11 protein-coding genes are annotated in these 13,617 nt (G+C 17.8%); 6 read left to right on the top strand and 5 right to left on the bottom strand.

From position 1 onward, the window contains the following. The first annotated feature begins 23 nt into the window (after nucleotides 1-23). The 3 genes from dapB (at nucleotide 24) to carB (ending at nucleotide 5,370) form a co-directional block, all read left to right on the top strand. Nucleotides 24-830, top strand: a complete 807-nt coding sequence (dapB, locus tag AB4W45_RS00540) for a 4-hydroxy-tetrahydrodipicolinate reductase (RefSeq protein ID WP_367671374.1) — start codon at nucleotides 24-26, stop codon at nucleotides 828-830. Between the two features lie 147 nt (nucleotides 831-977). Next, nucleotides 978-2,117 carry a glutamine-hydrolyzing carbamoyl-phosphate synthase small subunit gene (gene carA, locus AB4W45_RS00535; protein ID WP_367671372.1) on the top strand — a complete coding sequence of 380 codons (1,140 nt, stop codon included), beginning with the start codon at nucleotides 978-980 and terminating at the stop codon, nucleotides 2,115-2,117. 22 nt (nucleotides 2,118-2,139) lie between these two features. Then, nucleotides 2,140-5,370 (top strand): carbamoyl-phosphate synthase large subunit, encoded by a 3,231-nt coding sequence (carB, locus tag AB4W45_RS00530; RefSeq protein ID WP_367671371.1) that lies wholly within the window; start codon nucleotides 2,140-2,142, stop codon nucleotides 5,368-5,370. 74 nt (nucleotides 5,371-5,444) lie between these two features. On the opposite strand, the gene AB4W45_RS00525 is transcribed toward carB, so the two are convergent. Then, nucleotides 5,445-6,263: a symmetrical bis(5'-nucleosyl)-tetraphosphatase gene (locus AB4W45_RS00525; protein WP_367671370.1), complete on the bottom strand. Its 819-nt coding sequence runs from the start codon at nucleotides 6,261-6,263 to the stop codon at nucleotides 5,445-5,447. Between the two features lie 91 nt (nucleotides 6,264-6,354). Continuing rightward, nucleotides 6,355-7,167 (bottom strand): 16S rRNA (adenine(1518)-N(6)/adenine(1519)-N(6))-dimethyltransferase RsmA, encoded by an 813-nt coding sequence (gene rsmA, locus AB4W45_RS00520; protein ID WP_367671368.1) that lies wholly within the window; start codon nucleotides 7,165-7,167, stop codon nucleotides 6,355-6,357. Nucleotides 7,168-7,962: 795 nt separating this feature from the next. Between rsmA and AB4W45_RS00515 the strand changes: the two genes are divergently transcribed. After that, on the top strand, nucleotides 7,963-8,724 hold the full coding sequence (locus AB4W45_RS00515; RefSeq protein WP_367671366.1) for a DedA family protein: 762 nt from the start codon (nucleotides 7,963-7,965) through the stop codon (nucleotides 8,722-8,724). Nucleotides 8,725-8,835: 111 nt separating this feature from the next. Here the strand turns inward: AB4W45_RS00515 and rplY are convergent, their stop codons facing one another. Together rplY and nfo are read right to left on the bottom strand one after the other, a co-directional pair. Beyond that, entirely contained in the window at nucleotides 8,836-9,117 is a 282-nt protein-coding gene (gene rplY / locus AB4W45_RS00510; RefSeq protein WP_367671365.1) for a 50S ribosomal protein L25, read from the bottom strand. Nucleotides 9,118-9,171: 54 nt separating this feature from the next. Continuing rightward, on the bottom strand, nucleotides 9,172-10,014 hold the full coding sequence (gene nfo, locus AB4W45_RS00505; RefSeq protein ID WP_367671364.1) for a deoxyribonuclease IV: 843 nt from the start codon (nucleotides 10,012-10,014) through the stop codon (nucleotides 9,172-9,174). A gap of 213 nt (nucleotides 10,015-10,227) precedes the next feature. On the opposite strand from nfo, the gene glyQ reads away from it, so the two are divergent. Together glyQ and glyS are read left to right on the top strand one after the other, a co-directional pair. Next, on the top strand, nucleotides 10,228-11,157 hold the full coding sequence (glyQ, locus tag AB4W45_RS00500; protein ID WP_367671362.1) for a glycine--tRNA ligase subunit alpha: 930 nt from the start codon (nucleotides 10,228-10,230) through the stop codon (nucleotides 11,155-11,157). Further along, nucleotides 11,105-13,171, top strand: a complete 2,067-nt coding sequence (gene glyS, locus AB4W45_RS00495; RefSeq protein ID WP_367671361.1) for a glycine--tRNA ligase subunit beta — start codon at nucleotides 11,105-11,107, stop codon at nucleotides 13,169-13,171. The genes glyQ and glyS overlap by 53 nt, the downstream gene beginning before the upstream one ends. A gap of 92 nt (nucleotides 13,172-13,263) precedes the next feature. Here the strand turns inward: glyS and yajC are convergent, their stop codons facing one another. Continuing rightward, nucleotides 13,264-13,596: a preprotein translocase subunit YajC gene (gene yajC, locus AB4W45_RS00490; protein ID WP_367671360.1), complete on the bottom strand. Its 333-nt coding sequence runs from the start codon at nucleotides 13,594-13,596 to the stop codon at nucleotides 13,264-13,266. Nucleotides 13,597-13,617: the final 21 nt, after the last annotated feature.

Raw genomic sequence — 13,617 nt, 5'->3', positions numbered from 1 at the left:
AAATAATTTATTAAGAGAAAAAAATGAAAAAAACTATAAAAATTGCTATTTCAGGTGCATTAGGAAAAATGGGAACAAGTTTAATAAAAGAATCAAAAAACTTTAAAAATATTAAATTAAATTTATTAATTTTGAAAAAAATAAATAAAAAAAATCAAAAAAAATTAAAAAAATTAATAAAAATAAAAAAAAACAATATCTTAATTGAAGATAATATAAAGAAAAATAAAAATTTTGATATATTAATTGATTTTACTAATCCTAAAAATACAATGAAAAATTTAAAATTTTGTTATAATAATAATAAAAAAATTATTATTGGAACTACAGGATTAACAGAAAAACATTATATAGATATGAAAAAAAAATCAAAAAAAATAAGTATATTATATTCATCAAATTTTAGTGTAGGAATAAATTTACTATTAAAACTGTTAGAAATTACAACAAAAAATATAGGATTAGAATCCGATATAGAAATTTCTGAATCTCATCATCGATATAAAATAGATTCTCCTTCTGGAACAGCTTTAACTTTAGGAAAAAAAATTGCTAAAACACTAAAAAAAGATTTTAATAATATTTCAAATTTTGAGAAAAATACAAAAAAATATAAAAGAAAAAAAAATGAAATTGGATTTAATGTTATTAGAGCAGGAGAAATTATTGGAAATCATTCTATATTATTTATTAATAAAGAAGAAAAAATAGAAATAAAACATCAAGCTTTTAGTAGAAAAACTTTTTCTAAAGGAGCAATAAAAGCTGCAATTTGGATAAATAATAAAAAAAATGGATTATTTACTATGGAAAACGTATTAAAAAAATAATTTTTTATAAAAATATATTTTCTAAAAAAAATATTATAAATTAATATAATAAAATTAATTGTTATATATTAAAAAATAAAATTTTATTAATTTAAAAACTTATAAAATATATAATATTTTTTCAATAAAAAAAATATTGGAGAAACTTTGAAAAATACTGCCGTTTTAATTTTAGAAGATGGAAGTAAATTTTATGGAAAATCTATTGGAATATATGGAATAAGTAGTGGAGAAATAGTTTTTAATACTTCTATGACTGGATATCAAGAAATAATTACAGATCCATCTTATAAAAATCAAATTATTACTTTTACTTGTCCTCATATAGGAAATATAGGAATTAATAAAAATGATGAAGAATCATCTTCAATTCATTTAAAAGGAATAATTCTTAAAAACTTATCTCCTATTTCTAGTAACTATAGAAGTGAAAAAACATTATTAGAATATCTACAAGAAAAAAATATAATAACTATTACAAACATCGATACACGAAAACTTACAAAAAAAATAAGAAAACATGGTTCTCAAAAAGGATGTATTGTATGTTTAAAAAATATCCCAAAATTTAAAAATTATAAAGAAATTTTAAAGTATAAAAAATTAAAATTTTCAAATATTATCCCAATAAAAAAACTCAAAGAAAACATATTAAATCAAAAAAATATTAATTTTCATAAAAAATATAATAAAAAAATTAATGAAAAATTTTTAAAAATTAAAAAAAAACATATAGTTGTATATGATTTTGGAATTAAAAAAAATATTATTAACATATTAATACAAAAAAAATGTAAATTAACTATTGTTTCAAAAAATATAAAATATAAAGAAATACTAAAATTGTCACCAGATGGAATTTTTCTTTCAAATGGACCAGGCGATCCAAGAAATTTTAAAAACTCTATAAAATCTGTAAAAAAATTACTTCCTTATAATATTCCTACTTTTGGAATTTGTTTAGGTCATCAAATTTTAGCTCTAGCAAATAAAGCCAAAATTATAAAAATGAAATTTGGCCATCATGGAGGAAATCATCCAGTTCAAAATACCAAAACAAAAAAGATAATTATTACTTCTCAAAATCATAACTTTGTTATAGATAAAAAAACTCTTCCAAAAAATATTAAAATTACTTATTCATCTCTTTTTGATAATACAATACAAGGAATAAAAATTAAAAATAAACCTATGTTTAGTTTTCAAGGTCATCCAGAAGCGAGTCCTGGCCCACACGATGCATCATTTTTATTTAACTATTTTATAAAATTAATTATAAAAAAATAAAAAAATTTAAAATGAGATTACTATGCCAAAAATAAATACAATAAAATCAATATTAGTATTAGGAGCAGGACCAATAATAATTGGTCAAGCTTGTGAATTTGATTATTCTGGTGCTCAAGCTTGCAAAGCTTTAAAAGAAGAAGGATATAAGGTAATTCTAATTAATTCAAATCCAGCAACAATAATGACAGACCCAAAAATAGCTCATAAAACTTATGTTGAACCAATTCATTGGAAAATAGTTAAAAAAATTATAAAAAAAGAAAAACCAGATGCATTACTTCCTACTATGGGAGGACAAACAGCTTTAAATTGCGCTTTAAAATTACATAAAAAAAATATCTTATCAAAATTTAAAGTAAAAATGATCGGAGCCACTGTAAGTTCTATAAAAAAAGCTGAAAATAGAAGTTTGTTCAGAAAATCTATGAAAAAAATTCATATAAAAATGCCAAAATCTGGAATTGCGCATTCTTTAAAAGAAGCTTTTAAAATAGCAAAAAAAATTGGTTTTCCATGTATAATTAGACCATCTTTTACAATGGGAGGGACTGGAGGAGGAATTGCTTATAATATAAAAGAATTTAAAAAAATTTGTGAAAAAGGATTAATATTATCTCCTACAAAAGAATTATTAATTGATGAATCTATGATCGGTTGGAAAGAATATGAAATGGAAGTAATAAGAGATAAAAACAATAATTGTATTATAGTTTGTTCTATAGAAAATATAGATCCTATGGGAATACATACAGGAGATTCAATAACAGTTTCACCAGCACAAACATTAAGTGATAAAGAATATCAAATTATGAGAAATTCTTCTATAAAAATTCTAGAAGAAATAGGAATTGAAACAGGTGGATCAAATGTTCAATTTGCAATTAATCCTAAAAACGGAGATATAGTTGTTATTGAAATGAACCCAAGAGTCTCTCGTTCTTCAGCATTAGCATCAAAAGCAACTGGATTTCCGATAGCAAAAATTGCAGCAAAATTATCAATTGGATATACATTAGACGAATTAAATAATACAATTTCAGGAATTAATATACCAGCATCTTTTGAACCATCTATAGATTATGTAGTAACAAAAATTCCTAGATTTAACTTTGATAAATTCCCTTCTAGTAATAAAAAATTAACTACACAAATGAAATCTGTAGGAGAAGTAATGGCTATTGGGAGAACTTTTCAAGAATCTCTTCAAAAAGCTATAAGAAGTTTAGAAATAAATTCTTTTGGATTTGATTTAAAAAACTTTAAAAATAAATCTATAAAAAATATTAAAAAAATAAAAAAAGAACTTAAATATCCTGGATCAGATAGATTATGGTATATTGGAGAAGCTTTTAGAAATAATATTTCTATAAAAAAAATACATAAAATAACACAAATTGATATGTGGTTTTTAATACAAATCCAAGAATTAATTTTAATTGAAGAAAAAATAAAAAAAAATACTAATATAATAAATAAATCTAAATTTTTAAAAAAAATAAAACAAAAAGGATTTTCAGATAAAAGAATAGCAAATTTAATTAATAAAAAAGAAAATTATATAAGAAAACTTCGATATAAAAAAAATATACATCCTGTTTATAAAAGAGTAGATTCTTGTTCAGCTGAATTTAAAACATCAATTTCTTATATGTATTCTACTTGGGAAGACGAATGTGAATCTAAACCTACTAAAAATATAAATAAAATTATTATTCTAGGAAGCGGTCCTAATAGAATAGGACAAGGAATAGAATTTGATTACTGTTGTGTACATGCTGCACAAGCTCTAAAAAAAAATAAATTCGAAACAATTATTATAAATTGTAATCCCGAAACTGTTTCTACAGATTATGATACTTCAGATAAATTATATTTTGAACCAATAAATTTAGAAAATGTATTAGAAATTATAAGAATAGAAAAACCCAAAGGAGTAATTATTCAATTTGGAGGACAAACTCCTCTTAAATTAGCAAAAAAATTATATAAAGAAGGAATTAAAATTATCGGAACAAGCGCAAAATCTATTGATAAATCTGAAGATAGAAAAAAATTTCAAAAAATTATAAAAAAATTAAAATTAAAACAACCAAAAAATAAAACAGTAAAAAACTTATTAGAAGCAAAAGAAGCAATAAAAAAAATTAAATATCCTATTATGATTCGACCTTCATATGTTTTAGGAGGACAATCTATGGAAATTTTATATAATTCAAAAAGTTTAAAAAAATATTTTAAAAATAAAATTAAAAATAAAAAAGAACCAATATTTATAGATCATTATTTAGAAAATGCAAAAGAAATAGATGTTGATGCAGTTTTTGATGGAGAACAAATATTTATTGGAGGAATTATAGAACATATTGAACCAGCAGGAATTCATTCTGGTGATTCAGCTTGTTCTCTTCCATCATATTCTTTAAATAAAAAAATTATATCTAAAATTAAAAAACAAGTAAAAAAAATATCTTTAGAACTAAAAATAAAAGGTCTTATAAATATTCAATTTGCATTAAAAAATAATAAACTATATATTATTGAAGTTAATCCAAGAGCTGCAAGAACTATTCCTTTTATTTCTAAATCTACAGGAATACAATTAGCAAAAGTAGCTACAAAAGTTATGATTGGAATTAACTTAAAAAAACAAAACTTTGTTAAAGAAGAAATTAAATTGAAGTATTATTCAGTAAAAGAATCTGTTTTCCCATTCAACAAGTTTTCTCATTCAGATCCTATTCTTGGACCAGAAATGAAATCTACTGGAGAAGTTATGGGAATAGGAAAAAGTTTTGAAGAAGCTTTTGGAAAAGCTATTTTAGGTACTCAAAATAAAATAAGTAATAAAAAAAGAACTTTATTAATAATTAATGAAGAAAAAAAAAAATTAATTATAAAACTAGCAAAAAAATTAAAAAAATTTAATTTCAAAATAGATACAACAAAAAAAATTTATGATCTTTTAAAAAAAAATAATATTCATACAAGAAATATTCAAAAAATATATGATAATAAATTAAAAATATGTAAAAAAATAAAAAATGGAAAATATTCATATATTATTAGTACAGCGATTTCAAAAAATGAAATAAAAACAACAAAATTTATTCGAGAACAAGCTATTCAATATAAAATATATTATAATACTACAATAAATGGAGCAATAGCATCTATTAATTCATTAAAAAAAGATCCATTTAAAAAAATTTTATATTTACAAAAAATTCATAAAAAAATAAAAATAAAATAAAAAAAATAATTTTAAAATTTAATGTTATTTAAAATAATAAAAAATATATTTTTTTAAAAATTTTACATAAATAATTATTTTATTAAATTACATTTTTTTTTAAAAATTTTTTTATCTTCCCATCTAAAAATAGTTAAATATCTACCCCAACAACAACCAGCATCTAAAGGAAATATATTTTCTGGTGTTGTTGTATCTTTTAATGAAGACCAATGTCCAAAAAAAATAAAATATTTCTTTCCTAATTTATTTTTTATAGTAAACCATGGAACAATATTTTTATTAAAATGAGGAGGAGTATCTTTATAACTAAAATCTAATTCTCCATTAAAATAACAATATCGCATTCTAGTAAAAACATTAATTGTAAAACGAAAAATATCATATTTATTTAAATTATTTAACCAAAAATTAGGAAAATCTCCATTCATATATTTTAAATATTTTAAAAAATTATTTCCTGATAAAATTTTATGAGCTTGATTTGAAAATTTTAAAATATCATTTAAACCCCATTTAGGAAAAATTCCAGCATGTGTCATAATTAATTTTCTTTTTTTATCATATTGAATTAAAGGAACATTTCTTAATTTATTCATAATATCGTGCATATTATTGTTATTTAATAAATCTGAAATCTCTTTTTCTATAGATCTTTTTTGAACTTCATAATATATTGAAATTAAATTTAAATCATGATTTCCTAATACTAATTTTACATTTTTTTCTAAAGAAAAAATATACTCTAAAACTTTAAAAGAATCTGGACCACGACCAACTAAATCACCTGTTATCCATAATTGATCTTTAACAATATTAAAATTAACTTTTTTTAAAAGAGATTTAAATTGATTATAACATCCATGAATATCACCTATAAAATAAGTACTCATAAATAATTTCCTATTTTTTCAAATATAATATAAACAACATTTATAAAAATTTTAAATACTATCTAAATTTTTTTATAAAATTTATATATAACTAAATATATTTTTTTATTAAAAAATCTGTCAACAAACAATATTTTTTCAAAGATAAATTTTCAGGACGTAAGCTAGAATCAATATCTAAAGAAATTAATTCTTTTTCTGTAAATAATTTATATAAACTATTTTTTAATACTTTTCGTCTACTATTAAAAGCTATTTTTGTAATTTTACTTAATACATTAACATCAAAAAGTAATTCAGAAAATAATTTATGTGGAGATAACTTTAAAAAAGTAGAACTAATTTTTGGAATAGGAGAAAAACAATCTGGAGATATATCAAATAATTTTTCAGTTTTAAAAAAATACTGTATTAAAATACTTAATCTCCCATAAAATTTATTATTAGGTTGAGCTAAAATTCTATTTGCAAATTCTTTCTGAAACATAAAATGTAAATCTTTAAAAATAAAATTATATTTTGTTAAATTAATTAATAATTTTGTAGAAATATTATACGGTAAATTTCCAAAAAGTCGTATTTTTTTTTTATCTTTATCTAAATAAAAATTTAAAAAATCAAAACTTAATACATCTTTTAAATAAAAATCTATTTTGTAAAATATTTTTTTTTTTTTAAAAAATTTTAAAATATCAGAATCAATTTCAACAACCGATAAATTATCAATTAAATTACACAAAGGAATAGTTAAAGCTCCTAAACCAGGACCAATTTCAAATAACAAATCATTTTTTTTTGGATCTATAGAATTTATAATTTTATCAATAATACAAACATCTTTTAAAAAAATTTGACTAAAATATTTTTTTTTAAAAAATTTATATATTTTTTTTTTTTTTTTCATAATTTAACAAATTTCTCAACGTATAAAATTTAAAATTTATCATAAAAAATTTTTTATTTATTTAAAATATTTATAAATAAAAATTATAAAAAATATAATGATTATTTTTCTAAAAAAATTTTTAAAATTTTTAAAAATAATTTTTGTCTATTATATAAATAAAATTATTTTATAAAAATACTAATTTTTACTTTAAAATAAAAATTTTTAAAAATTAATACTTATTATACTATATTTTAAAAAAATAAATATATTTGAAATATATTTTTTAGATAAATAATTTAATAAAAAAATTTTATATAATTTTTATCAAAAATTTATACTAAAAATAACAAATTTATAAATAAATTTTTATATTTTATAATCTATTTTAAAAATTTTAAATATGTTAAAAATTAATTTTTTACAATGTCTATTATTATTCTTTAATAATTCTATAAAATAAAAAATTTTAAAAAATAAATATAAAATTAAAAAATAAATTTTATAAAATTTTTTTAACATATTACTTTTTTAAAAATTAAAATAAAAAATATAAATAGATATTTATATCATTATTAAATTTTATTTAATTTATATAAAAACAATAATATTTAAATAATTTTCTAAAAAAAATAACATAAAATTTTAAAATTTATATATTTTTTTATGTTTTAAACATCTAAAATAAAAAAAAATAATTAAACTTAAAAATTTACTATTAAAAAAATTTTTTGTGATTTTAATATTTCTCTTATTTTAAAAATTCATATAAAATATTTAAATAATTTATATTTTTAATATGGAATAAAAAATATGGAACTATTATTTAATTATCTTTCTAATCAAACATTAATTTATTTTTGTTTAATAGTTGCAATTATTTCTTTTATAGAATCCTTAGCTTTAATTGGATTATTTATACCTGGAATGATGATCATGTCAGCAATAGGAGCAATTATTGCAAATTCTCATGAAAAATTTTATCCATCATGGATTTCTTCAACAATTGGATGTTTATTAGGAGATTGGATTTCATATTTTATTGGATTTAAATTTAAAAATTGGGTAAAAAAATTAAGAATATTTAAAAAATATTATGTAATTATAAAAAAAATGATAAAAATATTAAATGAACATAGTATATCTTCAATTTTTTTTGGAAAATTTATTGGACCCGCAAGACCAATTATTCCTATTTTATCTGGAATGCTAGAAATATCTTTTATAAAAAAATTTTTTTTACCAAATTTTTTAAGCTGTATTATATGGCCTTTAATATATTTAATACCTGGAATGTTAACAGTATTATTAATACATCTTCCAAAAAATCACGAAAATAATATTTTTAAAAAATTTTTAATTTTTAATATAATAATTATTTTTTTAAGCATATGGACTATTTGGAAAAATATTCAAAATAAAAAAAATATAATTATTAATTTTTTAAATAAAAGAAAAATATCATGGCTTCCAAAAATAATTTTAATAATAGGTATTATAAATATTATTATATTACAATTTAACCAAAATATGATTATTTTAAGATCTTCAATAGTAAAAATATTTTATTTCTAAACAAATTTTTTAAAAAATATTATATATTAAAATGGCACGGGTAAAAACCTAAATAATAACAATAAATATCGAAATAAAAACGAAATTAATTAATATTACGTGCCTTTAAAATTATATTCTTAAAAAATCAATATGTAAAAATTTATGTTTATATGGATGTCTTTGAACTTCTTTTAAAATAACTTTAATTTTTTTTTTATTAATAACTAATAATATATTACTTTGAAGTTTATTTTTATTAAAAAAATTTATAATATCATTTTGTTTTAATTTAATTAATAAATTTTTTTTTTTTTTTCCGTATACTATTGATGGTAAACTATTTTCACATCTTAATTGTCTACTATAACTAGTCCCAGATTTTAGTCTTTCTGTTCCATAAATAGTTATCATAATTAATCTCTCACAAATTATTAAACAAATTAATTTAAAAAAATTTAATTTACTTTAAAATGCTTGTTTTTTTAACCAAGAAATTTCTTTTTTCCATAATTTATTATTTATTGTTTCTAAAATTATAGGTTTTTTATTAAATCTTTTATCTTTCATAAAAATTTTAAAAAAATTTTTTCCAATATATCCTAAACCTAAATTTTCATGTCGATCTTTACGACTTCCTAAATTATTCTTTGAATCATTTAAATGTATCCCTTTTAAATAATTAAATCCAATATATTTATCAAAATCACTAAAAGTTTTATAATAATTATCTAAATCACGTATATCATATCCTGAAGCAAACAAATGACATGTATCAATACAAATACCAATTCGATTTTTATTATTTACTTTATCTAAAATATCAGATAAATGCTCAAATCGATATCCTAAATTTGTTCCTTGACCTGCAGTATTTTCAAGAACTAAAATAACATTTTTTGTTTGTTCTAAAATAATATTTATAGACTCTGAAATTCGATTTAAACACATTTTTTTAGAAAATTTATTTAAATGACTACCTGGATGAACATTTAAAAAATTAAGACCTAATTTATCACATAATAAAACTTCATCTATTAAAGATTTGATAGATTTATTTAAAAAAAATTTATTAGGATGCCCTAAATTTACTAAAAATCCACTATGAGGTAAAATTTGTTTCATAGAATAATTATATTTTTTACATTTTTTTTTAAAATTTTTTATTACTTTTTTAGAAATTTTAGAAATTTTCCATCTTAATGGATTTTTTATAAAAAAACCTATTGCAGTTGATTTTAACTTATAAGAGTTTTCTAAAGATTGAACTATACCTTTAGAAATACTAACATGAGGTCCAATATATTTCATTATTTATTTCCTATTTAAAAAAAATACAATTTTTTAAAAACATATATATATAAATTTTTTAAAATACTTAATAAAATTAATAATATATAATATTTAAAATTTATAAAAATTTTTAAAAATTTATTATTTTAAAAAAATATATTTAATTTAATAAAAATTTTTTACCCTAAAAATTTTTATAAAACATATTATAAAATATTTCTTAAGGAAATTATGAACAATAAAAAAATAAAAAGTTTTTATGAAATTATTATAAATTTAAAAACTTTTTGGAATAAACAAGGTTGTACAATATTAGAACCATTAGATATTCCTATTGGAGCAGGAACATTTCATCATAAAACATTTTTTTCATGTATAGAAAAAAAACCCATTTCATATGCTTATACTCAAGCATCAAGAAGACCAACAGATGGAAGAAGCGGAAAAAACAAAAATAGACTACAACAATATTATCAATTTCAAGTAATTATAAAACCAGTAAAAAAAAATATTCAAGAAATTTATATTCAATCTTTATCTAATCTTAAAATAGATATTAATAATAATGATTTAAAATTTATAGAAGATAATTGGAAAAATCCAACATTAGGTGCTTCTGGAATAGGATGGGAAGTATGGCTAAACGGAATAGAAATTACACAATTTACATATTTTCAACAAATTGGAGCAATAAATTGTAATCCAGTAGCAATTGAAATAACCTATGGATTAGAAAGATTAGCTATGCATATTCAAAACATTAAAAATATATATGAAATAATATGGTCTGAAAATAAATTTGAAAAAATCACTTATAAAGATCTATTTTATAAAAATGAAATTGAACAATCTAAATACAATTTAGAAATTTCAGGAAAAAATTTTTTATTTAAAAATTTTAAATTATATTATTTTGAATCAAAACGATTATTATCACTTAAAAAAATTCTTCTCATACCTGCTTACGAATGTATATTACAAGCTATTCATTGTTTTAACTTATTAGATTCTAGAAGACTAATATCATCTATAGAAAGACAAAATTATATTTTTAAAATTCGAAAAATTACTAAAAAAATTGCACAAACATATAACAAAAGAGTAAATTATGAAACAAAAAACATTTCTAGTAGAAATAAGAATAGAATACATTCCTGCTAATATATTAAAAAAAATATCATTATCTTTTTATAATAAATTTATTAAAATATTAAATATAAAAAATATAAATTATAAAAAAATAAATTGGTTTGCTACACATAAAAAAATAGCAATACAAATAATAAATGTGAAAAATAATAATAAAAAAAAAATTATTATTAAAAAAGGCCCTCCAACGTCAATTTCATATGACAAATTCGGAAATTTACAAAAACCAGCTATATTATGGATGAAAAAACTTAAAATTGATATAAATAAAATTAAAAAATATAAGAAAAATAATTCAGAATGGTTAATTTATAAAAAAAAAAAAAAAATTAAAAAATTAAAAGAAACACTTCCTAAAATAACAAAAAAAGTTATTTATAAATTATCTCATCCTCATTTTATGAGATGGAATAAAAAAAATTATAAATTTATTAGACCTGTCAGAAATATTATTATGTTATTAAATAAAAAAATTATTCCTTTTAAAATTTTCAATTTACAAACAAATAATAATTCTCAAGGACTTGAATTAAATAAAAAAAATACAATAAAAATTTTACATGCAAAAAATTATGAATCAATTTTATTAAAAAAAGGAAACATAATTGTAAATTATAAAAAAAGAAAAAAAAAGATTTTAAAAGATATTAGAAATTTAACAAAAAATAGCAATAGTTATATAAAAATTAACAAAAACTTATTAAATGAAGTAAATTCTTTAGTTGAACAACCAACTGCTTTAATTTCTAATTTTAATAAAAAATATTTATCTATTCCAAAAGAAATAATTATTTATGTTATAGAAAAAATTTTAAAATCTTTTCCATTATTTAAAAAAAATGGAGATTTAAAATCTTATTTTATTTTTATAATAAATTTACAAACAAAAAATTATAAAAATATAATATTAGGATATAAATCTGTAATATCTTCTAAATTACAAGATATTATTTTTTTTCTTAAAAAAGATATAAAAACTCCTCTAAAAAAAAATAAAAAATTACTAAAAAATGTTTTATTTTATAATAATTTAGGAAGTTTATACAAAAAACAAAAAAGACTTCAAAAAATAATATTATTTTTTTCAAAAATAATAAATTTTAATATTAAAAATGCTTTTAGAGCTGCTTCTTTATCAAAATATGACATTGTTAGTAATATGGTTTCAGAATTTCCAGATATGCAAGGAATAGTAGGATCTTATTATGCAAAATATAATAATGAAAAAAAAGAAATATATAAAGCAATTAAAGAACAATATCTTCCAAAATATGAAAATGATAAATTACCTCAAACAAAAATAGGAAAAATATTATCAATATCAGATAAATTTGATAATTTAATTGGATTATTTCTTATAGGAAAGCAACCTAAATCAGATAAAGATCCTTTTGCTTTAAGAAGAACCGTAATAGGAATATTAAAAATAATTATAACAAATAAAATTTCATTTAATCTAAATATTTTAATTGAAAAAATTGTAAAAATATATAATATAAAAAAACCAAAATTATTTTATAAAAATATATTAAATTTTATAATCAATAGATTTAATAACTTTTATAAAAATGAAAAAAATATAAAAAAAATTATAAAATCTGTAACTAATTTTAATAAAATTAATTTATTTAAAATAAATAAAAAAATCAAAACATTAATAAATTTTATAAAGTCTATTAATTCAAAAAAAATATTAATTTTAAATAAAAGAATTGATAATATCCTAAAAAAAAATCATAAAAACTATATAACAAAAATTAATAAATCATTATTAAGTAATAATTTAGAAAAAAAAATAGTTTATAAAATAAAAAAAATATCTAAAAAAATAAAAAAATATAACAAACAAAAAAAATATAAAAATTCTATACAAGAAATAATAAATATCCATTCAATAATAGAAAAATTTTTTAATGAAATAAAAATAAATCATGAAATAAAAGAAATTAAAATTAATAGATTAAGCATTTTAAAAAAATTAAAAAATATATTTTCTAAAATAGCAAATTTTTCTTATTTATACTAAAAATATATTAGATATATTGACTAAAAAAATACTTAAAAAGAAATTTAAATTTTTTTAGTCAAATAAACTATTTTTTTAAAATATTAAAAAAATTACATTAATTTCAAAGTTCCTTTAGGAAGAATAGCTAATATAAAATCACGTTTTATTAATACTTTAATATTTTTATTTAATTCTATTTTTAGATAACTGTTTTTGTAAATTTTACAAACTTTTCCAATAAAACCACTTTTTGTCATTACTTCATCATTCACAACAATAGAATTTATTAATTTTAATTGTGTATTTAATTTTTCTTTTTGAGGTTTAAATATAAAAAAATAAAAAAATAATAAACATATTAATAAAAAAAAAACTATAGAAAACATATTTTTTGAAATAGAATTTATTGAAAATAAATATACTGAATTCATTAAACAATTCATTTTTTGTGCCTTAAATAAAAA

This window comes from Buchnera aphidicola (Periphyllus testudinaceus), from assembly GCF_964059035.1.
Taxonomy (GTDB): Bacteria; Pseudomonadota; Gammaproteobacteria; order Enterobacterales; family Enterobacteriaceae; genus Buchnera_J; species Buchnera_J aphidicola_BN.
Note: the sequence above shows the minus strand (reverse complement) of the source record. Positions and strands in the feature narration are given on the sequence as shown.